This is a genomic window from Pseudomonas sp. C8002, assembly GCF_013385765.1.
GTDB lineage: Bacteria > Pseudomonadota > Gammaproteobacteria > Pseudomonadales > Pseudomonadaceae > Aquipseudomonas.
Genome location: NZ_JACAPJ010000012.1, coordinates 106673 through 129319, shown reverse-complemented (window position 1 = coordinate 129319; position 22647 = coordinate 106673). Strand labels below are relative to the sequence as shown.

Annotated in this window: 25 protein-coding genes; 5 read left to right on the top strand and 20 right to left on the bottom strand. The window is 61.4% G+C overall.

The genetic code is table 11. The features are described 5' to 3' along the window. Positions 1-39: 39 nt before the first annotated feature. The 12 genes from lipA to HX814_RS18335 form a co-directional block, all read right to left on the bottom strand. Positions 40-1059: a lipoyl synthase gene (gene lipA / locus HX814_RS18390; protein WP_003215441.1), complete on the bottom strand. Its 1020-nt coding sequence runs from the start codon at positions 1057-1059 to the stop codon at positions 40-42. 2 nt (positions 1060-1061) lie between these two features. Beyond that, positions 1062-1709 carry a lipoyl(octanoyl) transferase LipB gene (lipB, locus tag HX814_RS18385; protein WP_003215439.1) on the bottom strand — a complete coding sequence of 216 codons (648 nt, stop codon included), beginning with the start codon at positions 1707-1709 and terminating at the stop codon, positions 1062-1064. Next, positions 1709-1984, bottom strand: coding sequence for a DUF493 domain-containing protein (locus HX814_RS18380; protein ID WP_003215438.1), 276 nt, complete (start codon positions 1982-1984; stop codon positions 1709-1711). The genes lipB and HX814_RS18380 overlap by 1 nt, the downstream gene beginning before the upstream one ends. A gap of 84 nt (positions 1985-2068) precedes the next feature. Further along, on the bottom strand, positions 2069-3226 hold the full coding sequence (locus HX814_RS18375) for a D-alanyl-D-alanine carboxypeptidase family protein (protein WP_003215437.1): 1158 nt from the start codon (positions 3224-3226) through the stop codon (positions 2069-2071). A 185-nt stretch (positions 3227-3411) separates the two neighbouring features. Continuing rightward, positions 3412-4410 carry a septal ring lytic transglycosylase RlpA family protein gene (locus tag HX814_RS18370; protein WP_003215436.1) on the bottom strand — a complete coding sequence of 333 codons (999 nt, stop codon included), beginning with the start codon at positions 4408-4410 and terminating at the stop codon, positions 3412-3414. After that, entirely contained in the window at positions 4410-5423 is a 1014-nt protein-coding gene (gene mltB, locus HX814_RS18365) for a lytic murein transglycosylase B (RefSeq protein ID WP_003215435.1), read from the bottom strand. The genes HX814_RS18370 and mltB overlap by 1 nt, the downstream gene beginning before the upstream one ends. Before the next feature lie 17 nt (positions 5424-5440). Beyond that, on the bottom strand, positions 5441-6544 hold the full coding sequence (gene rodA, locus HX814_RS18360; protein WP_050543221.1) for a rod shape-determining protein RodA: 1104 nt from the start codon (positions 6542-6544) through the stop codon (positions 5441-5443). A 31-nt stretch (positions 6545-6575) separates the two neighbouring features. Further along, positions 6576-8474, bottom strand: coding sequence for a penicillin-binding protein 2 (gene mrdA / locus HX814_RS18355; protein ID WP_003215433.1), 1899 nt, complete (start codon positions 8472-8474; stop codon positions 6576-6578). A 15-nt stretch (positions 8475-8489) separates the two neighbouring features. After that, positions 8490-8957, bottom strand: a complete 468-nt coding sequence (rlmH, locus tag HX814_RS18350) for a 23S rRNA (pseudouridine(1915)-N(3))-methyltransferase RlmH (protein WP_003185785.1) — start codon at positions 8955-8957, stop codon at positions 8490-8492. A gap of 9 nt (positions 8958-8966) precedes the next feature. Further along, positions 8967-9461, bottom strand: a complete 495-nt coding sequence (gene rsfS / locus HX814_RS18345) for a ribosome silencing factor (protein ID WP_003215432.1) — start codon at positions 9459-9461, stop codon at positions 8967-8969. Between the two features lie 69 nt (positions 9462-9530). After that, positions 9531-10175, bottom strand: coding sequence for a nicotinate-nucleotide adenylyltransferase (gene nadD / locus HX814_RS18340; RefSeq protein ID WP_003215431.1), 645 nt, complete (start codon positions 10173-10175; stop codon positions 9531-9533). Next, positions 10175-11440, bottom strand: a complete 1266-nt coding sequence (locus HX814_RS18335) for a glutamate-5-semialdehyde dehydrogenase (RefSeq protein ID WP_003215430.1) — start codon at positions 11438-11440, stop codon at positions 10175-10177. The genes nadD and HX814_RS18335 overlap by 1 nt, the downstream gene beginning before the upstream one ends. A 176-nt stretch (positions 11441-11616) precedes the next feature. Between HX814_RS18335 and HX814_RS18330 the strand changes: the two genes are divergently transcribed. Beyond that, positions 11617-12300 carry a DNA-3-methyladenine glycosylase gene (locus tag HX814_RS18330; protein ID WP_102369965.1) on the top strand — a complete coding sequence of 228 codons (684 nt, stop codon included), beginning with the start codon at positions 11617-11619 and terminating at the stop codon, positions 12298-12300. 113 nt (positions 12301-12413) lie between these two features. After that, the gene (locus tag HX814_RS18325; RefSeq protein ID WP_102369966.1) at positions 12414-13730 is read left to right on the top strand and encodes a bifunctional DedA family/phosphatase PAP2 family protein; all 1317 of its coding nucleotides are present in this window, start codon (positions 12414-12416) and stop codon (positions 13728-13730) included. Here HX814_RS18325 and HX814_RS18320 read toward each other — a convergent pair. From HX814_RS18320 to HX814_RS18305, 4 genes are all read right to left on the bottom strand, one after another. After that, positions 13727-13933, bottom strand: coding sequence for a hypothetical protein (locus tag HX814_RS18320; RefSeq protein WP_003215427.1), 207 nt, complete (start codon positions 13931-13933; stop codon positions 13727-13729). The two genes, HX814_RS18325 and HX814_RS18320, sit on opposite strands and share 4 nt — an antisense overlap. A 112-nt stretch (positions 13934-14045) precedes the next feature. After that, the gene (locus HX814_RS18315; RefSeq protein ID WP_177008858.1) at positions 14046-14636 is read right to left on the bottom strand and encodes an LON peptidase substrate-binding domain-containing protein; all 591 of its coding nucleotides are present in this window, start codon (positions 14634-14636) and stop codon (positions 14046-14048) included. A 21-nt stretch (positions 14637-14657) separates the two neighbouring features. After that, positions 14658-15374 carry an LrgB family protein gene (locus HX814_RS18310; RefSeq protein ID WP_177008859.1) on the bottom strand — a complete coding sequence of 239 codons (717 nt, stop codon included), beginning with the start codon at positions 15372-15374 and terminating at the stop codon, positions 14658-14660. Continuing rightward, the gene (locus tag HX814_RS18305) at positions 15371-15733 is read right to left on the bottom strand and encodes a CidA/LrgA family protein (RefSeq protein ID WP_003215424.1); all 363 of its coding nucleotides are present in this window, start codon (positions 15731-15733) and stop codon (positions 15371-15373) included. Before HX814_RS18305 ends, HX814_RS18310 begins: the two co-directional genes overlap by 4 nt. A 179-nt stretch (positions 15734-15912) precedes the next feature. Here HX814_RS18305 and HX814_RS18300 point away from each other — a divergent pair, with 179 nt between their 5' ends. The 3 genes from HX814_RS18300 to HX814_RS18290 all read left to right on the top strand — a co-directional run bounded on the left by HX814_RS18300 (position 15913) and on the right by HX814_RS18290 (position 18860). Continuing rightward, the gene (locus tag HX814_RS18300) at positions 15913-16368 is read left to right on the top strand and encodes a MaoC family dehydratase (RefSeq protein ID WP_003215423.1); all 456 of its coding nucleotides are present in this window, start codon (positions 15913-15915) and stop codon (positions 16366-16368) included. A 103-nt stretch (positions 16369-16471) separates the two neighbouring features. Further along, complete coding sequence (locus tag HX814_RS18295; protein ID WP_008436527.1) at positions 16472-18190, top strand: C13 family peptidase; 1719 nt, start codon at positions 16472-16474, stop codon at positions 18188-18190. A gap of 28 nt (positions 18191-18218) precedes the next feature. Beyond that, positions 18219-18860 carry an oxidoreductase gene (locus HX814_RS18290; RefSeq protein ID WP_003215421.1) on the top strand — a complete coding sequence of 214 codons (642 nt, stop codon included), beginning with the start codon at positions 18219-18221 and terminating at the stop codon, positions 18858-18860. Positions 18861-19007: 147 nt separating this feature from the next. Here HX814_RS18290 and HX814_RS18285 read toward each other — a convergent pair whose 3' ends face one another. The 4 genes from HX814_RS18285 to HX814_RS18270 all read right to left on the bottom strand — a co-directional run bounded on the left by HX814_RS18285 (position 19008) and on the right by HX814_RS18270 (position 22231). After that, on the bottom strand, positions 19008-19292 hold the full coding sequence (locus tag HX814_RS18285) for a YceK/YidQ family lipoprotein (RefSeq protein ID WP_023659172.1): 285 nt from the start codon (positions 19290-19292) through the stop codon (positions 19008-19010). Next, positions 19285-19914: a flavin prenyltransferase UbiX gene (gene ubiX / locus HX814_RS18280; RefSeq protein WP_003219402.1), complete on the bottom strand. Its 630-nt coding sequence runs from the start codon at positions 19912-19914 to the stop codon at positions 19285-19287. Before ubiX ends, HX814_RS18285 begins: the two co-directional genes overlap by 8 nt. Continuing rightward, the gene (mpl, locus tag HX814_RS18275; RefSeq protein WP_003219401.1) at positions 19911-21260 is read right to left on the bottom strand and encodes a UDP-N-acetylmuramate:L-alanyl-gamma-D-glutamyl-meso-diaminopimelate ligase; all 1350 of its coding nucleotides are present in this window, start codon (positions 21258-21260) and stop codon (positions 19911-19913) included. The genes ubiX and mpl overlap by 4 nt, the downstream gene beginning before the upstream one ends. 221 nt (positions 21261-21481) lie before the next feature. Continuing rightward, positions 21482-22231, bottom strand: a complete 750-nt coding sequence (locus tag HX814_RS18270) for a hypothetical protein (protein WP_256343969.1) — start codon at positions 22229-22231, stop codon at positions 21482-21484. Positions 22232-22647 lie beyond the last annotated feature (416 nt).

Genomic DNA, 22647 nt, shown 5'->3' with positions numbered 1-22647 from the left:
GCTCCCACATGGGTCCTGCAGTGTCCGGCGTTCCGCGTATCAGGACACCAGGCTGGCCTTGACCAGTTTCGCCTGCTCGTCGGCGTGGTACGAGGAACGTACCAGCGGGCCGGAAGCGACGTTCTTGAAGCCCATCTTGTAGCCTTCTTCGGCAAACCAGGCGAACACATCCGGGTGCACGAAGCGCTGTACCGGCAAGTGGCTGCGGGACGGCTGCAGGTACTGGCCAAGGGTCAGCATGTCGATGTCGTGTTCGCGCATGCGCTTCATGACTTCGATGACTTCTTCGTCGGTTTCGCCCAGGCCCAGCATCAGGCCGGATTTGGTCGGAATGTGCGGCATCATCTGCTTGAATTTCTGCAGCAGGGTCAGCGACCACTGGTAGTCCGAACCCGGACGCGCAGCCTTGTACAGGCGCGGTACGGTTTCCAGGTTGTGGTTGAACACGTCAGGCGGCTCGGCGGCGGTGATTTCCAGCGCCACGTCCATACGGCCACGGTAGTCCGGCACCAGGGTCTCGAGCATCACGTTCGGCGACAGCTTGCGGATCTCGCGGATGCAGTCGGCAAAGTGCTGGGCACCGCCGTCACGCAGGTCGTCGCGGTCTACCGAGGTAATCACGACATACTTGAGTTTCAGGTCGGCGATAGCGATGGCCAGGCTTTCCGGCTCGTTGACGTCCAGTGGCTTCGGCCGGCCGTGGCCAACGTCGCAGAACGGGCAACGACGGGTGCAGATGTCACCCATGATCATGAAGGTCGCGGTGCCACCGGAGAAGCACTCGCCCAGGTTCGGGCAGGACGCCTCTTCGCACACGCTGTGCAGCTTGTGTTTGCGCAGCAGGGCCTTGATGCGGTCGACTTCCGGCGAAACCGGGATACGCACGCGAATCCAGTCAGGCTTTTTCGGCAGTTCGGTGGTCGGAATGATCTTCACCGGGATGCGTGCAACCTTCTCGGCGCCGCGCAGCTTGACGCCGGCTTCTACCTTGGCACGCGGGGCCGGACGCTCGGTAACATCCAGCGTCGGGATCATGGTTTGCACTGCATCAGTAGTCATAATCAGTCGATTCCGCCCGTTAGGGTCGTCTGCTCAGCATAGTCGAGGTGTTTGACGAGCTGCGCGCGCAGCCGGGCACTTACCTCGGCAAATTCTAGTGGTGTTGCGTGATCGCTCAACTGGGTCATCGCCAAACCGGCGTAGCCGCAGGGATTGATCCGTCGAAACGGCGCCAGGTCCATGTCCACATTCAAGGCCAGGCCATGAAAGGAACAACCGTGGCGAATCCGCAAGCCCAGGGAGGCGATTTTCGCGCCATCAACATAAACCCCCGGTGCATCCGGCTTGGCCGCGGCGGTCACACCGTAGCTGGCCAGCAGCTCGATCAGGCATGACTCCATGCGACTGACCAGCTCACGTACGCCAAAACCCAGCCTGCGCACGTCCAGCAACAGATAAGCCACCAATTGACCTGGGCCATGGTAAGTCACCTGCCCGCCGCGGTCGACCTGCACCACCGGGATTTCTCCCGGCAGCAGCAAATGCTCGGCCTTGCCGGCCTGGCCCTGGGTGAAAACCGGCGGGTGCTCCACCAGCCAGATTTCATCCGGGGCTTCAGTGCCGCGCTCGTTGGTGAACCGCTGCATGGCGTGCCACACCGGTTCGTAAGCCATTTGGCCGAGCTCGCGAAAGCCCAGGGTCTGTGACATCACAACACCATGTGCACGAAGCCGGTAGCCCGCAGTTCGCTGTTGATGTTGTAGAGCTGGTCCTGGTCAGTCGCCACGATGTGCAACTGAATAGTGGTGTACTTGCCGTTGGTGCTTTGACGCTCATCCACACGGTCATGGTTGATCGTTGCGTGCTTCTTGACGATCTCGATGATCTTGTCCTTGTTGCCCACGCCCGTATCGCTGATCACCTTGACGGGATAGTCCACGTTTGGGAATTCGATCTTTGGCGCCTTTACTTCGGTATCGGTCATGGCGTAACGGCCTCGTAAGCGTAAGCCGTGGCGACGGGCATAACCCCGCGCCGGATCAGCGCGGGGTCATGCAGGTGCACACTATCAGTTGAACAAGCTGTAGAAGAATAGACGGATGCTATCCCACACGCGTCGGAAGATACCACCTTCGTCGACGGCGTCCAGAGCGATCAGATCGGCGCTGTGCACCACCTTGTCGTCCAGCTTCACTTCGACTTTACCAATCACATCGCCCTTGGCGATCGGTGCGACCAGTTGCGGGTTCATGGTCATGCTGGCAACCAGCTTCTTGAGCTGGCCTTTAGGCATGGTCAGGGTCAGGTCTTCAGCCAGGCCGGCCTTGACTTGATGGGTCGCGCCTTTCCATACAGGGGCTTGAGCCAGCTCGGTGCCTTTCTGGTAGAAGGTCTGGGTTTCGAAGAAACGGAAGCCATAGGTCAGCAGCTTTTGCGTCTCGGCCGCACGGGCCTGCTCGCTGTTGGTACCGAATACCACGGCAATCAGGCGCTGGCCGTCACGGACAGCGGACGACACCATGCAGTAGCCGGCTTCTTCGGTGTGGCCGGTTTTCAGGCCATCGACAGTCTTGTCACGCCACAGCAACAGGTTGCGGTTAGGCTGCTTGATGTTGTTCCAGAAGAACTCTTTCTGGGAGTAGATCGCGTAGTGCACCGGGTCGACACGAATGATCGCGCGAGCCAGGATCGCCATGTCGTGAGCCGACGAGTAGTGCTCAGGGTTCGGCAGGCCGGTCGGGTTCATGAAGTGGCTGTTGGTCATGCCCAGGTCGGCCACGGTTTTGTTCATCATGTCGGCGAACGCATCTTCGCTGCCGGCGATGTGCTCGGACAGGGCTACGCTGGCGTCGTTACCCGACTGGATGATGATGCCGTGCAGCAGGTCGCTGACGGTCACTTGCGAGCCGACCTTGATGAACATCCGCGAACCGCCGGTGCGCCAGGCGTTTTCGCTGACGGTCACCGGATCGTTTTCGCCGATCTGGCCGCGACGGATTTCCAGGGTCGCGATGTAGGCGGTCATCAGCTTGGTCAGGCTGGCTGGGGGCAGGCGCTGGTCACCGTTGTTCTCCACCAGCACGTTGCCGCTGGCGGCGTCCATCAGGACCCAGGCCTTGGCAGCCAGTTGCGGGGAAGCTGGCACCATTTCAACCGCCCAGGCGGCCGGGGTGATGATCAGCGAAAGAAGCAGGCACGTGCGTTTGGCTAAGGTGGTGATGTTCATCCGTCTCTCGAAATTGCTTATGGAAACTTGCCCTCGCGGGCAAAACTATTCAGACAGCCCGTCGCCAGACTGTCGCGTGTTCGGTTGCATGCCCACCCCTTGCCCCTGGGTTTTTATTGTTCAACGAGCCAACAACCAGGGCTCAAACCCGCATGCGAGCCTGAGCCATCAATCCTTTGTACTGCTTACTCGGCGGTGACCACGCTGGGTTGCCCCAGGTTGGCCAGGCGCACGCTGTTCTGCACTTGCGCAACTTCACTCGGCGAGCCGATCGGCCCCATGCGCACACGGTGCAGGGTCTGCTGGTTACGCACAATAGAGCTGATAAAGACTGGCGCGCTGACCATCCCGCTGAGCTTGGACCTTAGCAGCTCTGCCGCGTCCGGGTTGGCGAAAGCGCCGACTTGCAGGTACTGGCCGCCCACGGTAGAGGCTCCCGGTGCTGCATGCGGAATGACCACCGTGTCCGGGGCGTGCTGCGCCGGCGGCGGGGTCCACTGTTCGATCTTGCCGGCCGAGGCCGTGACTTGCGGTTGCGGGGTTTGCGGTTCGTTGAGCATCAACGGCGCCGGCTTGCCACGCTGGGCCCAGTACTGGGCCGGGTCGATACCTTCGACCTTCACCCGGGCGGTGCCGATTTCGGCATACCCGAGTTTCTTGGCGGCGGCGTAGGACAAGTCGATGATCCGGTCCGAATAGAACGGCCCACGGTCATTGACCCGCAGGATTACCGAGCGGTTGTTGTCCAGGTTGGTCACGCGTACATAGCTGGGCAGCGGCAGGGTCTTGTGCGCCGCGCTCATGCCGTACAGGTCATAGACTTCGCCGTTGGCGGTGTTCTGGCCGTGGAACTTGGTCCCGTACCAGGACGCCGTACCTGATTGCACGTAGGTCTTGGAGTCTTGCAGCGGGAAGTAGTTTTTGCCCAGCACGGTATAGGGGTTGGCCTTGTAAGGGCCGGTGTGCAGGGTCGGCGTGGCATCCGGGATCTTCGAAACATCCACATCCCACCACGGCGCGCCGTCTTTGTGGGCGCGGTTGATATCCAGCCCCGGCTGGGAGCGGATCGCCGTGCCAGCGGTTTTTTGCACCGGTGCACGACTGGTGGAGCAACTGACCACCAATAACGACAATGCGGCGTACGCCAACAGCTTCAGGGGTTTGTACATCGGTGATACCGGCATTACTTGACGCCCCGTGCTTGGACCAGCATGTCTGACAGTTGATGCACGGCCATGGCGTACATCACGCTGCGGTTATAACGCGTGATTGCGTAGAAATTCTTCAAGCCCATCCAGTATTCGGGGCCATTTTCGCCTTCGAGGCGGAACGCCGTCACCGGCATATCATCGCGTGGCGCATTCTGACTCGACCAGCCCAGCGCCCGCAACTCCCCGACCGTCTTGACCGGCTCGATACCCTGGGTCAGGCCTTCATCGGCGCGCTCACCGGTCACATCGGCGCGAATCACCACCGGCTCGCCGGCTACCCAGCCGTGGCGCTTGAAGTAGCTGGCGACGCTGCCAATGGCGTCATCGGGGTTGCTCCAGATATTGATATGGCCGTCGCCGTCAAAATCCACGGCGTAGGCGCGAAAGCTGCTCGGCATGAACTGCGGCAAGCCCATGGCCCCGGCGTAGGAGCCCTTGAGGGTCAACGGGTCGACCTGTTCTTCACGGGCCAACAACAGGAACTCGCGCAGCTCTTTGCGGAAGAATTCGGCGCGTGGCGGGTAGTCAAAGCCCAGGGTCGACAAGGCGTCGATCACCCGGTAGCTGCCGGTGTTGCGGCCGTAGAAGGTTTCGATGCCGATGATTGCCACGATCACCTGGGCCGGTACGCCGTATTCCTGCTCGGCGCGGGCCAGCACCGCTTCGTGCTGGCGCCAGAAGTCCACGCCCCGCGCCACGCGGGCGTCGGTCAGGAACATCGGGCGATATTCCTTCCACTGCTTCACGCGCTCGGCGGGCCGGGAGATGGCGTCGAGGATCGCCTGCTTGCGCTGGGCCTCGCGGAACACGCCCATCAGCTGTTCACCGGCGAAACCATAGTCACGGGTCATCTCACCGACAAACTCGGCGACCTGGGGCGAACCGTCGTAGTCGCCGGCCTGCGCTTCCTGCACAGCGGCTCCCAGCAGGCCCAACAGGCCCATCCAGGACACGTGCCGGGCAGCCCAGCCGCGCATTACTTGCATTGACATCTTCACCTTATTCAAACCTGTGCGATCCACTTACGATGGGTATGGATCGACATCAAAACCCCAAACGCTGACATCAATGTCACCAGCGAAGTTCCGCCGTAGCTAATGAACGGCAACGGCACCCCAACCACCGGCAACAGGCCACTGACCATACCGATGTTGACGAAAACGTAAACAAAAAACGTCATGGTGAGGCTGCCGGCGAGCAATTTGCCAAACAGGGTTTGCGCCTGGGCAGTAATCACCAGGCCGCGCCCGATCAGCAGCAAGTAAATCAGCAACAGTGCGCAGATGCCCACCAGGCCGAACTCCTCGCCCATCACCGCAATAATGAAGTCGGTGTGGCTTTCCGGCAAAAAGTCCAGGTGCGACTGGGTGCCCAGCAGCCAGCCCTTGCCGAATACGCCGCCGGAACCGATGGCCGCCTTGGACTGGATGATGTTCCAGCCGGTGCCCAGCGGATCGCTCTCCGGGTCGAGGAACGTGAGGATTCGCTGCTTCTGGTAGTCGTGCATGAAGAAGAACCACATGGCCACGGCCACCGGCACGGCGGCGGCCAGCACGCTGAGGATCCAGCGCCAGCGCAGCCCACCCATGAACAGCACGAACGCGCCGCCCGCCAGGATCAGCAACGAGGTGCCGAGGTCGGGCTGGCGCACGATCAGGATAAACGGCACGCCGATCAATATCAGGCTGATGCCCACGTGCTTGAGCTGGGGCGGCAGTGTGCGTTTTGACAGGTACCAGGCGATGGTCGCCGGCATCAAAATCTTCATGAATTCCGACGGCTGGAAGCGAATCACCCCCGGGATGTTGATCCAGCGCGTCGCACCCATGGCGTTGTGGCCCATGACATCCACCACCACCAGCAGCAACACGCCGGCGACATACCCCAGCGGCACCCAGCGCGCCATGAAACGCGGCTCCAGCTGGGCGATCACCACCATCGACAACAGGCCCAGGCCAAACGACGACGCCTGTTTGATCAGCAAGTCCCAGTTCTTGCCACTGGCCGAATACAACACGAACAGGCTGCCGGCGGCCAGGGTCAGCAGCAGGATCAGCAACGGGCCATCAATGTGCATGCGCTGCAGCAAAGTGGCGCGGCGGCGCATCACATCCTCGCTGGAGAGGATACGGTCAAAATTACTCTTCAAGGGCCGTAGCCTCCACACTGGATGGGGTGCCGCCATATTCGGGCTTGAGCTTGCCGTCTTCGGTCAACAGCCAGGCATCCATGATCTGCCGCACCACGGGCGCTGCTACGCCGGAACCGGATTCACCGTTCTCGACCATCACCGCCACGACGATCTTCGGGTTGTCGGCCGGAGCAAAGCCGACGAACAAGGCGTGGTCACGGTGGCGTTCCTGAACCTTGGAGCGGTCGTATTTCTCGCCCTGCTTGATCGCGACCACCTGGGCCGTACCGCTCTTGCCGGCAATCCGGTATTGCGCACCGGCTGCCGCTTTACGAGCGGTACCCCGGGCGCCGTGCATCACTTGCTGCATGCCGTGGTTGACCTTGGTCCAGTCGGACGGGTCGCGCAGCACAATGTCGGGAATCGGGTTTTCGTCCACCGGGCGTTCACCCTCGATGGTCTTGGCCAGGTGCGGGCGGTTCCACACCCCCTTGTTGGCCACCAGCGCGGTGGCCTGGGCCAGTTGCAGCGGCGTGGCCTGCATGTAGCCCTGGCCGATCCCCAGGATCAGGGTTTCGCCCGGGAACCACGCCTGGCGCCGGGTCGCACGCTTCCACTCGCGGGACGGCATCAGGCCCGGGGATTCTTCGAACATGTCCAGGGAGACTTTCTGACCAAGGCCGAACTTGCCCATGTAGGCCGACAGCCGATCAATCCCCAGCTTGTGGGCCAGGTCATAGAAGTAGGTGTCGTTGGAACGCATGATCGCCGTATCCAGGTCCACATAACCGTCGCCGGTGCGGTTCCAGTTACGGTATTTGTGATCGTAGTTGGGCAGCATGTAGTAGCCGGGGTCGAACACCCGGCTCGATGCCGTGACCACGCCCGAGTCCAGGCCGGCAATCGCTACCGCCGGCTTGATGGTCGAGCCCGGCGGATACAGGCCGCGCAATACGCGGTTGAACAGCGGCCGGTCGATGGAATCACGCAGCTCGGCGTAGGCCTTGAAGCTGATCCCGGTGACAAACAGGTTCGGGTCAAAACTTGGCTGGCTGACCATCGCCAGCACTTCGCCAGTGCTCGGATCCAGTGCCACCACGGCACCCCGACGCCCGCCCAGGGCCATCTCCGCCGCTTCCTGCAACTTGATGTCCAGGCTCAGCACGATGTCCTTGCCGGGCACCGGGTCGGTACGCTTGAGCACCCGCAGCACGCGGCCACGGGCGTTGGTCTCGACTTCCTCGTAACCCACCTGGCCGTGCAGTTCCGGCTCGTAGAAACGCTCGATGCCGGTCTTGCCGATATGGTGGGTGCCGCTGTAGTTGACCGGGTCGAGGGTCTTGAGCTCTTTCTCGTTGATCCGGCCCATGTAGCCGACCGAATGCGCAAAGTGCGCCCCTTGCGGGTAGTGGCGAACCAACTGCGCCACCACTTCCACACCCGGCAGCCGGAACTGGTTCACCGCGATCCGGGCGATCTGCTCTTCGGTCAGCTCGAACAGGATCGGCACCGGCTCAAACGGCCGGCGCCCCTGTTTCATGCGCTTTTCGAAAATCACCCGGTCTTCCGGCGTCAGTTGCAGCACCTCGACGATCACATCGAGGATCTGCTGCCAGTCACCGGAGCGTTCGCGGGTCATGCTCAGGCTGAAGCTGGGCCGGTTATCCGCTACCACCACGCCATTGCGGTCGAAAATCAGCCCACGGGTCGGCGGAATCGGCTGCACGTGCACCCGGTTGTTTTCCGACAATGTGGAGTGATAGTCGTACTGGATCACCTGCAGGAAATACAGGCGCGCAATCAGCACCCCCAGCAATGCCACCACCAAAATCGCGCCAAAGACCACCCGCGCGCGTACAAGACGTGCGTCTTTCTCGTGGTCCTTGATGCGGATCGGCTGGGTCATCAGGCAGGGCGCAGATTATTTGTGGTAAGGGTGCCCGGACAGAACTGTCCAGGCGCGATACAGCTGTTCACCGATCAGAATTCTTACCAGCGGGTGCGGCAGTGTCAGGGGCGACAGCGACCAGCGCTGGTCCGCCCGCGCGCACACTTCCGGCGCCAGCCCCTCAGGGCCGCCGACCATGAAGTTGACCGTGCGCGAATCCAGGCGCCAGCGATCCAGTTCCACCGCCAACTGCTCGGTGCTCCAGGGCTTGCCGTGCACTTCGAGGGTCACGATCCGCTCGTTGGGCCCGACCTTGGCCAGCATGGCTTCGCCTTCCTGACGGATAAAGCGGGCCACGTCGGCGTTCTTGCCCCGGGTATTGAGCGGTATTTCCACCAGTTCCAGCGCCAATTCGGATGGCAGGCGCTTGGCATATTCATGCCAGCCTTCTTCCACCCACTTGGGCATGCGTGAACCGACAGCGATCAGACGCAGGCGCACAGCCGTTCCTTATTCCTGGTCTTTGTTGAGCTTGTCGAAGTGCGCGTGGCCGACTTCAGGGCTGTGGTGCTTGCCATCGGCGGCACGGCTCTGCTCGGCGCCTTTCCACAGACGCTCCAGGTCGTAGAACTGACGGGCGTTGCTGGTCATCATGTGAACGATCACGTCGTCCATGTCCAGCAGTACCCAGTCGCTGTCGCCCTTGCCTTCTTCACCCAATGGCTTGACGCCCTGGGCTTTGACCGCTTCGCGAACCTTGTCCAGCATCGCGCCGATCTGGCGGTTGGAGGTACCGGTGGCGATGATCATGAAGTCGGTGATGCTCTGCTTGTCGCGCACGTCCAGGACCTGGATGTCCTGGGCCTTCACGTCTTCCAGGGCAGCCACGGCAACCTTCACCAGCTCTTCGCCGGCCAGCTCAGGGCCGGTGTGGGCTTCTACTGGCAGAGGAGCGCTCTTGAACGTGCCTTTGCGCTTAACTTTGCTTACGTCTTTGTTCGTCATATAAAACTCGTTTTGCTCGTATGTTCGGGCGCTCGCTGCACGACTGTTCGTGCGTTCAAGCGCGCCTTTTCAGTTCGACGCACGGTAAAGCCCGTGCGCATCGATGTAGGCCAGGACCGCGTCAGGCACCAGGAAACGTACCGACTTCCCGCTGGCCAGCAGTTGACGGATCTGGGTGGCAGACACCGCAAGCGGGGTTTGCCAGACGAATGCAATATTCCCGCTCGGCCCGGTCAGGGCCAAAGGGTCACTTACCGACCGCGCCGCCAGCAGGTTGCGCAAGGCATCCGGCGATTCTGCGTCGGCATCCGGGCGTTGCAGCACCAGGATGTGGCAATGCTGGAGCAACTCTTCCCAGCGATGCCAAGTGGGCAGGCCGCAAAACGCGTCCCAACCCAAAAGTAGAAATAACTGGTCATCCGCGGCCAACTCGGCCCGCATCAGCTCCAGGGTGTCGACAGTGTAGGACGGTTTGTCGCGCTTGAGTTCGCGGTCGTCCACCACCAGCGGTGCAATGCCGGCCACAGCAAGGCGGACCATCTCCAGGCGCTGCTGCGCAGACACCTGCGGCGTATCGCGATGCGGCGGCCGGGCATTCGGTGCCAGGCGCAGTTCATCCAGCCCGAGGGCGTCCGCGACTTCCAGTGCACTGCGCAAATGGCCGATGTGCACGGGGTCGAAGGTGCCGCCGAGCAGCCCGATGCGTTTACCCATCAAGTGCGCACATGACCGTCACCGAACACCACGTACTTCTCGCTGGTCAGCCCTTCCAGGCCAACCGGGCCGCGTGCGTGGAGCTTGTCGGTGGAGATACCGATCTCCGCCCCCAGGCCGTACTCGAAGCCGTCGGCAAAGCGCGTCGAGGCGTTGACCATCACCGAAGCGGAATCCACTTCGTTGAGGAAACGCCGGGCATCACTGAAATGCTCGGTGACAATGGCGTCGGTGTGCTTGGAGCCGTATTGATTGATGTGTTCGATGGCCTGGTCCAGGTCGTCGACGATGCGGATCGACAGGATCGGCGCCGTGTATTCGGTGTACCAGTCCTGCTCGGTGGCCTCGATCACGTCGCTGCCGAGGATCGCCCGGGTACGCTCGCAACCACGCAGTTCAACGCCCTTGTCGCGGTAGATGGCAGCCAGCGGCGGCAGCACGCGATCGGCAATGCCGACGTGCACCAGCAGGGTTTCCATGGTGTTGCACGGGGCGTAGCGGTGAGTCTTGGCGTTGTCGGCAATGCGGATCGCCTTGTCGAGGTCGGCGGCGATGTCGATGAACACGTGGCAGACGCCGTCCAAGTGCTTGATAACTGGCACCTTGGCATCACGGCTCACGCGTTCGATCAGGCTCTTGCCACCCCGTGGCACGATCACGTCGACGAACTCAGGCATGGTGATCAGTGCGCCAACGGCGGCGCGGTCAGTGGTCTCGACCACCTGCACCACTTCGGCGGGCAGCTCGGCCACGGCCAGGCCCTGCTGAATGCACGCGGCGATGGCACGGTTGGAATTGATGGCCTCGGAACCGCCCCGCAGGATGGTGGCGTTGCCCGACTTGAGGCACAGGCTCGCGGCGTCGATGGTCACGTTCGGGCGTGACTCATAGATGATGCCGATCACGCCCAGGGGCACGCGCATCTTGCCGACTTGAATGCCGGAGGGCAGGTAGCGCATGTCGCGGATTTCACCGATGGGGTCAGGCAGCTTGGCCACCTGACGCAAGCCTTCGATCATGTCGTCGATCCGCGCCGGCGTCAGCGCCAGGCGATCCAGCAATGCAGGCTCCAGGCCATTGGCGCGACCGTTGGCCAAATCCTGTTCATTGGCGGCGCTCAGCTCGGAGCGCGAAGCATCCAGAGCGTCGGCGGCCGCCAGCAAGGCGCGGTTCTTCTGCGCAGTACTCGCACGGGCGATCAACCGCGAGGCCTGACGGGCAGCGCGACCCAGGCGGGTCATGTAGTCAAGAACGGACTCAGTCATGGTCTGGTGGGGTCTTGGCAAAGAGGAAAGCGGCAGATTATAGCTGTGACGCCGTCCTACGGACAGCGGTGAGGGGCGGATGGTCGAAATGAACTGTAAAAACCCGACGTTCAGCGGGAATTAAGGCTGGAGTTGTTATCATCCTGTCACATTTAGCCGTATTACCTTTGATCGCCATGTCCAGTTTCTCGCCGCTGATCCCCGCCAACGCCCTGCCCGACGGCTTTTTCGACCGTGACGCGCAACTGCTCGCGCGCGAATTGCTCGGAAAAGTCATTCGCCATCGTGTTGGTGATTTGTGGCTGTCGGCACGAATTATCGAAACCGAAGCGTATTACCTCGCCGAAAAAGGCAGCCACGCGTCCTTGGGCTACACAGAAAAGCGTAAGGCTTTGTTTCTGGATGGCGGGCACATCTATATGTACTACGCCCGCGGCGGTGATTCGCTGAACTTCAGCGCCCACGGTCCGGGCAATGCGGTGCTGATCAAATCAGCCTATCCGTGGGTCGACGAAGTCTCCGGCCCGGCCAGCCTGGCGCAGATGCTGCTGAATAACCCGGACGCCAGCGGCAGGCCACGACCCTCGCAAAAGCTGTGCGCCGGCCAGACCTTGCTGTGCAAGGCGCTGGGTTTGAAGGTGCCGATGTGGGACGCCAAGCGCTTTGACCAGGAACTGCTCTACGTGGAAGACGTAGGGCTGGCGCCAGCGCAGATCATCCAGACCACCCGCCTGGGCATTCCCGGTGGGCGCGATGAACACCTGATGTACCGCTTCGTCGATGCCGGTTATGCGCCGTATTGCACACGGAACCCGCTGCGCCGGGGCCAGGTCGAAGGCCGCGACTATTTTTTGATTTGAAAACATACATAAACCTGTAGGAGCCCGGCTTGCCCGGCGATAGCGGACTCAAGGACGCCATCGCCGGCAAGCCGGGCTCCCACAAGGACGATCTACAAAAGGGAGTTGATTGTATGGGCCCATGGCTCGATAGCATTACCGGCTGGCTGACCCTGAACCCGCAATGGCTGGCCGTGGCGGTGTTTATCGTGGCGTGCGTGGAGTGTCTGGCCATTGCCGGCCTGATCGTACCTGGCACGGTATTGCTGTTTGCCATCGCCGCCCTGGCCGGCAGCGGCGCACTGTCACTGGGAGAAACCCTGTTGCTGGGCTTCCTCGGCGGCGTGCTGGGCGATGTTGTTTCCTACTTCCTCGGTCGCCATTTCCACCAGAACATCCGGCGCCTTCCCGGCCTGCGGCATCACCCGGAATGGATGAGCGGCGCCGAGGCTTACTTCCAGAAGTACGGCATCGCCAGCCTGTTGGTAGGCCGCTTCATTGGCCCGCTGCGGCCGATGTTGCCGATGGTTGCGGGCATGTGCGACATGCCCTTCCCGCGTTTTGCCGCCGTGAGCCTGCTGGCCGGTGCAGGCTGGTCGGTGGCGTATCTGTTGCCGGGCTGGGCCACCGGCGCGGCCTTCCGCCTGCCATTGCCCGAAGGCTTCTGGCCGGAGGCCGGGATTGTCGCCGCCTGTCTCGCAGTGTTGATCGGCGTAAGCCTCAACAGCAGCCTGCGTGGCCATCGGCGCGCCACCCTATGGATTGGCTGCATTGGCGGCACACTGTTGATCGCGTTGTTTATCGGCTATCCCTACCTCAACGACTTTGACCAGGGCTTGATGGCACTGGTGCAGGAACACCGCGGCCCGGCGATCGACCGGGCGATGGTGATGGTGACCCAGCTCGGCGAGTTCAAGAAGATGTTTGTCGCCAGCGCGGTGCTGACCGGCCTGCTGGTGGTGGCGCGGCAATGGCGCCAGGCAATCTTTGTCGGCGCCACCCTGCTGGGCGCGGCGCTGATCAATACCGGGACCAAGCTGTTTTTTGCGCGGATGCGCCCCGAAGTGCTGACCGACCCGCTCACCAGCTTCAGCATGCCCAGCGGCCATGCGTCCGGCTCGTTTGCATTCTTCCTGGCCTTGGCAGTGCTTGCCGGTCGCGGTCAACCGACACGACTGCGCCTGACCTGGCTGGTGCTTGGCTGCATTCCCGCCGCCACCATCGCGATTTCCCGGGTGTACCTGGGTGCACACTGGCCGACGGACATCCTGGCCGGCACCCTGCTGGCAATGACGGTGTGCGCCTTCAGCCTGACGTTAAGCCAGCACCGCAGCCTGTTGCCACCGATGCCGCCGAAAGTCTGGTGGCTGATTCTGCCGGTGTGTGGCGCGGTGCTCGGGTTCATTGCGTTTACCGGCACTTCCCACGCGCTGCTGAGGTATGCCTACTAGGCAGGCCCCAGCCAATCCAGGGGTGCAGCGCGGCGTTCGACGCTGCGCTCGCGCCGCTCCAGAAGCATTTCGTCAGCCATCTCCGCGGCGCGTTCGGCGATGTACTCCGCGCCGCGACCGTCGTTCATATGAAGAATTTGCGTGGTGACGGCCATAAAAAACGCATCCCACACGACTTGCTCCGATTGCGAAAGCCGAATCATCCTTTCCCCCTGATCATCGTTACGTGACTGCCAACTATTTCAGGCAACGGGATCAGGACAACCACGGAAAATCTGAAGACCGGGAAGGACAAGTCCGAGTGACACTCGCGGGTCAGGTGAACAGCTCGCCCTGCAACTCATCCAGCAGCAACTGGATCGCGTCCAGGCGCTGTTGCGGGTCATCGAGTTGCAACAGGTCGATCTTGTCGGCCTCGGTAAAGGGCAGCAGATAGGCCAACTGATTGCCCAGGGCTTGCTGTCCATCGGCGTGGGTGCCCATATCCAGGGACGCCACCATCGGATGCTCGGCCAGGGCATGAAGCAACGCCAGCAAGTCAGCGTCTTCCTCTTCCAGCGGTTGCTCGGGATGCTCGTGCAGCCATTGCACCTCGGCCACCAGCAACTGGTCCTTCTGCACACCGGCATCACGCACGCGGAAACGCCGGCCACCCTCGACCCGAATCCCCAGCAGGCCATTGTCCTGCTGCTTGAAGTCGCGGATCAGCGCCTCGCAGCCAATCAACGCATAGCCATCCGGCGCCAGCCCCACTTCCTTGCCCTCGAGGATGCACACCACGCCAAAGCTTTCGCCCTTTTTCATGCAGCGGCTGATCATGTCCAGGTAACGCGCCTCGAACAGCTGCAGGTCGAGGGTGCACCCGGGAAACAGCACGGTATTGAGCGGGAAAAGCGCCAGACTCATAAAGGTTTCCTTAAACCCGACTTAAATAACCAGCGACACAGCCAACGGCAGGAGCACCGCCGTGGCCACGCCCATCAGACTCATGGCCAGCGCCGCAAAGGCGCCGGTCTCTTCGCTTTCCTGCAAGGCCACCGACGTACCTACGGCGTGGGCGGTCATGCCCAGCGCCATACCGCGCGCTTCGGGGCTGTGCACGCCCAACCGTGACAGATACGCCGGACCGATCATCGCGCCGATCACCCCGGTGATCAGCACGAACACCGCCGCCAATGCCGCCACGCCGCCGATCTGCTCGGCCACCAGCATCGCAATCGGTGAGGTCACGGACTTGGGTGCCATGGTCATCAGCATCATGTGTTCGGCGCCAAACCACCAGCCCAACAGCACGCACAGGCCGGTGGCCAATACGCCTCCCACCACCAGCGTAGTAAAAATCGGCCAGAACAATTGGCGAATTCGTCGCAGATTCAGGTAAAGCGGCACCGCCAGGGCTACCGTCGCAGGGCCCAGCAGGATGCTCATGATCTCGGTGCTCTTGCGGTACTCGACGTACGTCAGGCCACAGCCGATCAACACGCCGATCACCAACAGCATCGACACCAGCACCGGTTGCAGGAAAATCCAGCGGGTTTTCTCGAAACCGGCCAGCACCAGCTGATAGGCGCCGAGGGTGATGCCGATGCCGAACAACGGGTGATGAATCACGGCGGCCCAGGCGCCCTGCCAGTCCAGTGTCATTGGCCGTCCTCCCGCTGCGCCTGGCGCTTGACCAGTTTCTGCATCAGCACGCCGACAAAGCCCATGGCGATCACCAGCGACAGCACCAGCGCGCCGACGATGGCCCAGAAGTCGGCGGCAATGTCCTTGGCATACACCATCACACCGACCGCAGGCGGCACCAGCAGTAGCGGCAAATAACGCAGCAGACTGCTGGCCGCCAGGCTCAGGGGTTCACCGACTTCGCCGCGCCACACCAGGAAGGCCAGCATCAGCAGCAGCCCGATAATCGGCCCCGGCAGCACCGGGACAAACAAATGATTGATCGCCGTGCCGAGTAATTGAAACAGCACCAGCCATGTCAGACCGCGTAACAGCATCCGTTCTTCCCCCCAAAAGCGTGTCGGCATTATAAGCACGCTGCCTCTATGGAGCGGCATTCGCCAAAAGCATGGTGGGTTGACCGGGCCAAGTGCCCGTGATGATCTACATTGGTTCTCTGGACCTGTCCAAAACTACAAAAACGATGAAGCCAACCGAGCAAAGAAGGAGAGTCGCAATGCCCTCAGTACCCGTAGCGCAACTCAAAGAATATGTCGGCAAGGAACTGGGACGTTCTGCATGGCTCACCATCGACCAGGAACGTATCAACCTGTTCGCGGAAGCCACCGGCGATTTTCAGTTCATCCACGTCGACCCGGTGAAAGCCGCCCAGACCCCGTTTGGCGGCACCATTGCCCACGGTTTCCTGTCGCTGTCGCTGATACCCAAGCTGATCGAAGACATCCTGATCATGCCCGAAGGCCTGAAGATGGCGGTCAACTATGGCCTGGACAGCGTGCGCTTCATCCAGCCCGTGAAGGTCGACTCCAGGGTGCGCCTGGCCGTGACCCTGACCGACGCCACCGAGAAAAAACCTGGGCAATGGTTGCTTAAAGCCACCTGCACCCTGGAAATCGATGGCCAGGAAAAACCGGCCTACATTGCAGAATCGTTGTCACTCTGCTTCGTCTGAAGCCTGGCTGTGGTGAGCCCGTCCGCTCACCACAATTCATGTAAATTTATGTATAGATCTCGCAGCTGCGGCATACTCGGCGCTCAATTATCCGGATCCCGCTATGCGCCCACTCGCTCCCCTTGCTCTTGTCCTGTTGCTCACCGCGTGCGGCGACGGCGAATCGCTGTTGCCGCCCGATGCGCGGCTGCCCGATGGCGGTCGTTACCGTGGCGATGTGGTCAATGGCTTGCTGCAAGGCCAGGGCCGGGTGGATTACCCCAATGGCAGTTGGTACGCCGGCCAGTTCGATAAAGGCCAGTGGCACGGCCAGGGCGAATGGCATGGCAGCAACGGCGAGGTCTATAAAGGCCAGTTTCAGCAGGGCCTGTTCGACGGCCAGGGCAGCCTGACCACGTCGGGCAACAGCTACGTCGGCGGGTTCAAGCAAGGCAAACGCAACGGCGAAGGCACCCTCAAAGAAGGGCAGATGACCTATCGCGGCGAATTCAAGGACGACCAGTATTCCGGCCTCGGCCGCCTCGAGCTGGCCGACGGCAGCCAGTACCAGGGCCAGTTCGCCCACGGCAAGCCCAACGGCGAAGGCCAGCGCAACGACGACAGCGGCAACCAGTTCAGCGGCCGCTTCGTCGATGGCCAGCTGGAGGGCAACGGCACCTTCAACAGCGCCGACGGCGACATGTACATCGGCCATTTCAAACAAAACCAGCTCAACGGCAAGGGCCGCTACGAAAACGCCGACGGCGACGTATGGATCGGCGAATTCAAGGAAGGCGCCCTCAGCGGCAAGGGCGAACTGATCGGCGTCGATGGCAGCCACTACGTCGGCCAGTTCGTCGACTGGCGCTTCACAGGCACAGGCCGCCTGAACCTCACCGACGGCAGCTTCTATATTGGCGGCTTCGACAGCGACAGCTATCAAGGTCGTGGCACTTTGGTGCTCACCGACGGCACCGTGCAGGCCGGCACCTGGGTCAACGGCATGCGCGTGCGCGACGCCGAGGGCAAATTGTTGCCTGACCCGCTGGAAATCGGCCTGTTTGCCCAGGGCCACTTGCTGGATGCCGCCCTCGCCGCCGTGCCCGCGTCCAAATCGGGGGTGGAGCTGTACACCCTGGTGGTGGCCGGCGACGGCAAACAAAGCGTGTTCCTGCGCGAAGCCGACTACGTCAGCAACATGCTCGCCACGCGCTTCGGCGCCTACGGCCAGATCCGCCTGGTGAACCATCGCGACCATATTGCCGACCGCCCGATGGCCACTCGCGAAAGCCTGCGCCGCGCAGTCCAGACCTTGGCCGAACGCAGTGGCCCGCAAGACCTGGTGTTTATCTACCTGACCAGCCACGGCACCCACGAGCACGAACTGGTGCTCGACCAGCCGCGCATGGAGCTGGCCGACCTGCCGGCCGATGAGCTGGCCGCCGTGCTGGCACCGCTGAAGAACCGCGACAAGATCATCGTGATTTCGGCCTGCTACTCCGGCGGGTTCATCCCGGCCCTGAAGGACGAACACACCCTGATCATGACCGCCTCGCGCGCCGATCGTGTGTCGTTCGGCTGCTCCGAAGAGGCCGACTTCACCTACTTCGGCGACGCCCTCTTCGCCCAGGCCTTCAACCAGACCGACGACTTGCAGCAAGCCTTCAAGCTGGCACAGACCCACGTGGCCGAACGCGAACAGGCGGACAACTTCGAAGCCTCCGAACCGCAGATCTGGGCCCCCAAAGGCGTAATCGCCCATTGGCAATTATTACGCAAACAGCAGGCACGAAAGGCGCTCGAAAGCGTCTCAATGAATAGCAAGGAAGCCAAGAGCAACTAAGCTGAATCTGTATAAAGGGGGAAACATCATGTACCTGACGCCTCAGCATATCTTGCTCGCCGGAGCCTCCGGCTTGACCGGGGAGCACCTGCTGGACCGCCTGCTCAACGAGCCGACCGTGACCCGCGTGCTGGCACCCAGCCGCAAGCCTCTGGCCGAGCATCCACACCTGGAAAACCCGGTGGGCGACCCGGCAGTATTCCTGCCGCAACTGAGCGGCCAGGTGGACATCGCCTTCTGCTGCCTGGGCACCACCATCAAGCAGGCCGGCTCCGAAGAAGCGTTCCGCGCCGTCGACCTGGACATGGTCGTGGCCTTTGCCAAGCGCGCCCGGGAAATGGGGGCGCGACACCTGATCGTGATCAGCGCAATCGGCGCCGACCCGAAATCCTCGATCTTCTACAACCGCGTCAAGGGCGAGATGGAACAGGCGTTGAAAGCCCAGGATTGGCCGCAGTTGACCATCGTCCGACCTTCGCTGTTGTTGGGTGAGCGATTGGAACCGCGGCTGGCCGAGCAACTGGCCGGGCCATTGTCGCGGCTGATTCCGGGCAAGTACCACGGCATTGAAGTGTGCGAACTGGCGCGGGCGATGTGGCGACTGGCGCTGGAAGAGCAGGATGGGGTGCGGGTTATAGAGTCGGACGAGCTGCGCAAGCTCGGCAAGTAACCCGTATTCCAGGCCGAACACAATCAAAATGTGGGAGCGGGCTTGCTCGCGAATGCGGTGGATCAGTCAATGATACAGTGACTGATCCACCGCATTCGCGAGCAAGCCCGCTCCCACATTGGATTTCTGTTAATACTGGGATAAGTACTAAAGCCCGCCCGTCGCGTTAAACCCAACCCCCAGCACCGTCAGCACCGACAGCGGCAACAGCAGCGTGTCGAGCAAGGCACTGGCCGGCAGGTCGACATGGGGATAGCTCGGCGCCTCGGCCCCAAAACGGTCCATCGCGCAGCACCCGCCCTGAATCGCATACATGTCCAGCCGCGTGCCGGCATACACCACCGGCGCGCCGGGCTGGGCTGCGTCCAGGGTTCGCGCAGTCGCACACCCGGTCAGTTGCAGCGCCAGCAGCACCATCAATAGTTTATTCATCACTGCTCAAATGGTGCTCGCCCCAGCGCGGCAGCATGTCCTGGGGAATGTTCAGCAGGTTGAGAATCCGCGCCACCACAAAGTCCACCAGGTCATCGATGGTCTGCGGCTGGTGATAGAAGCCCGGCGACGCCGGCAAGATAGTCACACCCATGTTCGACAGCTTGAGCATGTGCTCCAGATGGATGCTCGAATACGGCGCTTCGCGCGGCACCAGAATCAACTGGCGACGCTCCTTCAAGGTCACGTCCGCCGCGCGCTCGATCAGATTGTTGCAGGCGCCCGTGGCAATCGCCGACAGGGTCCCGGTGGAACACGGCACCACCACCATCGCGGCCGGTGCACCGGAGCCCGACGCCACCGGTGACATCCAGTCTTCCTTGCCATAGACCTTGATCTGCCCCGCCGCCGCACCGGTGTACTCGGTGAGGAAGGCCTGCATCATCTGCACTTTGGGCGGCAACGCCACATCGGTCTCGGTGGCCAGCACCAGTTGCGCGGCCTTGGAGATCAGGAAGTGCACCTCGCGGTCTTCGCGCACCAGGCAGTCCAGCAGGCGCAAGCCATAGGGCGCGCCGGACGCACCGGTCATCGCCAGGGTGACGCGTTCCGGGCCGCTCACTTCAGGGCCTCGGCGAGTTTGCCATGCAGGCCGCCAAAGCCGCCGTTGCTCATGATCACCACGTGAGTGCCGGGCCTGGCCTGGTGTTTCACGTGTTCGATAATGCCTTCCAGTGAGTCGCGGCAAATCGACGGCACCGTGCACAACGCGGCGATGGCAGGCAGGTCCCAACCGAGGTTGGCCGGCGCGTACCACACAACCTGGTCGGCATCGTTGACGCTTTCCGGCAAACCATCACGGTGGGCGCCCAGCTTCATGGAGTTGGAGCGCGGCTCGATAATCGCGATCACCTGGGCATCACCCACACGCTTGCGCAAGCCATCCAGGGTAGTGGCGATGGCCGTCGGGTGGTGGGCAAAGTCGTCATAGATGGTAATCCCATTCACTTCGGCGACCTTTTCCATCCGGCGCTTGACGCTTTTGAACGCGCTCAAGGCCGCAATGCCCATGGACGGCACCACGCCGACATGCCGCGCAGCCGCCAGGGTGACCAAGGCATTGGCGACGTTGTGCTGGCCGGTCATGTCCCAATCGACGATGCCTTGGGCGACGCCTTCGAACAGCACTTCAAATTTGGAGCCATCTTCGCTCAGCAGTTTGACCTGCCATTGGCCGCCAGCACCGGTGGTTTGTACCGGGGTCCAGCAGCCCATCTCGATAACTCGCTGCAGGGCAGGTTCGGTGGTGGGGTGAATCACCAGGCCTTCGCTGGGAATGGTGCGCACCAAGTGGTGGAACTGCCGCTCGATGGCCGCCAGATCAGGGAAGATGTCCGCGTGATCGAACTCCAGGTTGTTCAGGATCGCCGTACGCGGGCGGTAGTGAACGAACTTGGAGCGTTTGTCGAAGAACGCGCTATCGTACTCATCGGCTTCGATGACAAAAAACGGGGTGTCGCCGAGGCGCGCCGACACCGAGAAATTCTGCGGCACGCCACCAATCAGGAAGCCCGGGCTCATGCCCGCATGCTCCAGCACCCAGGCCAGCATGCTGCTGGTGGTGGTCTTGCCATGGGTACCGGCAACGGCGAGTACCCAACGGCCTTGCAACACATGGTCGGCCAGCCATTGCGGGCCAGACACGTAAGGCAAACCTTTATTCAGTACATATTCGACTGCCGGGTTACCGCGCACCATGGCATTGCCGATCACGACAAGGTCCGGGACCGGGTCGAATTGCGCCGGGTCATAACCTTGGGTCAGCTCAATGCCCTGGGCCTGCAGTTGCGTGCTCATGGGTGGGTAAACGTTGGCATCGGAGCCAGTAACATGATGGCCCAGTTCTTTGGCGAGCACCGCCATCGAGCCCATGAACGTGCCGCAAATACCGAGAATATGAATGTGCATAGTCGACCTCGTAAAACATCGAGGCAGGTTAGCGCAGGGAATGGAAAATCGCACTCTTTAGCTGTAGCACGCAGGCCTTGGGGGGGGGTAGCCGCCATTGTTTGTCAGAGCGTAGGGGAATATTCGATAAGTCCGGTGCCACAGGATGCATGCATGGCATCGGACCCATCGCCAGTTTGACTGAGCATCATCCATGACTCGAAAGTTTACGCGGGGTTATGTCACACGACTTTTGTTTCGGCAGACTCCGCCGGTAATTCCAGCGTTTTCATGTGCAACAACTTCCCTATGAACTTGTTTAATGCGTCGAATTTCTTATCAATAACATCCAGACGGCCTTTGTCATCGGTGCCGTCTGCGGGAGTGGCAATGTAAGGCCGGAATACCATGTCGCTTTCGTCCGCCAGTTTTTTAAGCTGTTCCTCCGCAGTTTTATACAAGGCCTCAAGCGTTTCCAGGCGCTCGCTTGGCGTACGCGACGACGAGGAGTCGCTCATTTTAAGTGCCAGAGCATTCGTTCCTTGACGCATTGCCATAATATTGTTGGCAATGACTTCCATGCGCAACTCGGCCAGGCCCAAGCGCGCGGTCGTGGCACCCGTGTCGGTGTCCTGCGTGGCGACGACCGATGCTGTCCCGTCGGTTTTCGCGGCAGGCACCTGCGTGCTTGGAGCCGGCTGGTGAGCCGGAGGGAGCAGTGGCGTATTGTTTGTAAACTGCGCCTTGATTGTCTCGCCAGACCAAACCGAGCCTGCGTAGGTACCAATACTCAGGGGAGCACTGACCAATCCGCTTACACCCGCACTGACAAAGGCGTCGCGGGCTACCGTCGCCGCCTGGGGCGAGGTGTCGAACACCTTAGCCTTGACCAGGCGATCAGCAACCATCAGGTTTTGAGTCACCTGTGCCATATCTTTAGGATCTGCGCTGGCCTGAGGCTTGAACGGCCGGTTGGCAGGCCCTTGGTTCATCAATTTTTGTTGTGTCAGCGTTTGAAAATTATTGGGTTTCTCGGGCTTGGGTAGCGTTGTGGAGGTGTCTGTGGCCGGATTTTTCCCTAACCGGGGTTTAGGTTGGGGAGCTATTGGAGGGGAGCTGCCCTGGCCACCGGGACGTACTATCGGAGGCGTTACACCGCCATTGCGCGGGGCCGGTGGTGTATTCACTGGAGGTAGATTGACCGTGTTGGGCCGAATTCTAATACTATTCATGATTATTATCTCACTTGTTGTTACTATTTACCCATAAGCGCTATTAGCGAGTTATCGAGACAATCGACAACCGCCAACTTAGTAACTAAACAGATAATGAACGTTCCAGAAGACAGTCACCCACACACGAAAATACATGACAAAACATTAATACGGTGCGACGCCAATTATTTAAC

Bases quoted from the DNA above. Each gene is read 5' to 3' on its own strand.
- rsfS (WP_003215432.1), bottom strand. From the start codon at position 9,461: ATGACGAACAAAGACGTAAGCAAAGTTAAGCGCAAAGGCACGTTCAAG.
- HX814_RS18380 (WP_003215438.1), bottom strand. From the start codon at position 1,984: ATGACCGATACCGAAGTAAAGGCGCCAAAGATCGAATTCCCAAACGTG.
- HX814_RS18285 (WP_023659172.1), bottom strand. From the start codon at position 19,292: ATGAATAAACTATTGATGGTGCTGCTGGCGCTGCAACTGACCGGGTGT.
- HX814_RS18315 (WP_177008858.1), bottom strand. From the start codon at position 14,636: ATGAGTCTGGCGCTTTTCCCGCTCAATACCGTGCTGTTTCCCGGGTGC.
- HX814_RS18375 (WP_003215437.1), bottom strand. From the start codon at position 3,226: ATGAACATCACCACCTTAGCCAAACGCACGTGCCTGCTTCTTTCGCTG.
- mrdA (WP_003215433.1), bottom strand. From the start codon at position 8,474: ATGACCCAGCCGATCCGCATCAAGGACCACGAGAAAGACGCACGTCTT.
- HX814_RS18305 (WP_003215424.1), bottom strand. From the start codon at position 15,733: ATGCTGTTACGCGGTCTGACATGGCTGGTGCTGTTTCAATTACTCGGC.
- HX814_RS18335 (WP_003215430.1), bottom strand. From the start codon at position 11,440: ATGACTGAGTCCGTTCTTGACTACATGACCCGCCTGGGTCGCGCTGCC.
- HX814_RS18270 (WP_256343969.1), bottom strand. From the start codon at position 22,231: ATGAACCAAGGGCCTGCCAACCGGCCGTTCAAGCCTCAGGCCAGCGCA.
- rodA (WP_050543221.1), bottom strand. From the start codon at position 6,544: ATGCGCCGCCGCGCCACTTTGCTGCAGCGCATGCACATTGATGGCCCG.
- HX814_RS18330 (WP_102369965.1), top strand. From the start codon at position 11,617: ATGTCCAGTTTCTCGCCGCTGATCCCCGCCAACGCCCTGCCCGACGGC.
- nadD (WP_003215431.1), bottom strand. From the start codon at position 10,175: ATGGGTAAACGCATCGGGCTGCTCGGCGGCACCTTCGACCCCGTGCAC.
- HX814_RS18325 (WP_102369966.1), top strand. From the start codon at position 12,414: ATGGGCCCATGGCTCGATAGCATTACCGGCTGGCTGACCCTGAACCCG.
- mpl (WP_003219401.1), bottom strand. From the start codon at position 21,260: ATGCACATTCATATTCTCGGTATTTGCGGCACGTTCATGGGCTCGATG.
- lipB (WP_003215439.1), bottom strand. From the start codon at position 1,709: ATGTCACAGACCCTGGGCTTTCGCGAGCTCGGCCAAATGGCTTACGAA.
- HX814_RS18290 (WP_003215421.1), top strand. From the start codon at position 18,219: ATGTACCTGACGCCTCAGCATATCTTGCTCGCCGGAGCCTCCGGCTTG.
- HX814_RS18370 (WP_003215436.1), bottom strand. From the start codon at position 4,410: ATGCCGGTATCACCGATGTACAAACCCCTGAAGCTGTTGGCGTACGCC.
- HX814_RS18300 (WP_003215423.1), top strand. From the start codon at position 15,913: ATGCCCTCAGTACCCGTAGCGCAACTCAAAGAATATGTCGGCAAGGAA.
- HX814_RS18320 (WP_003215427.1), bottom strand. From the start codon at position 13,933: ATGATTCGGCTTTCGCAATCGGAGCAAGTCGTGTGGGATGCGTTTTTT.
- mltB (WP_003215435.1), bottom strand. From the start codon at position 5,423: ATGCAAGTAATGCGCGGCTGGGCTGCCCGGCACGTGTCCTGGATGGGC.
- lipA (WP_003215441.1), bottom strand. From the start codon at position 1,059: ATGACTACTGATGCAGTGCAAACCATGATCCCGACGCTGGATGTTACC.
- HX814_RS18310 (WP_177008859.1), bottom strand. From the start codon at position 15,374: ATGACACTGGACTGGCAGGGCGCCTGGGCCGCCGTGATTCATCACCCG.
- HX814_RS18295 (WP_008436527.1), top strand. From the start codon at position 16,472: ATGCGCCCACTCGCTCCCCTTGCTCTTGTCCTGTTGCTCACCGCGTGC.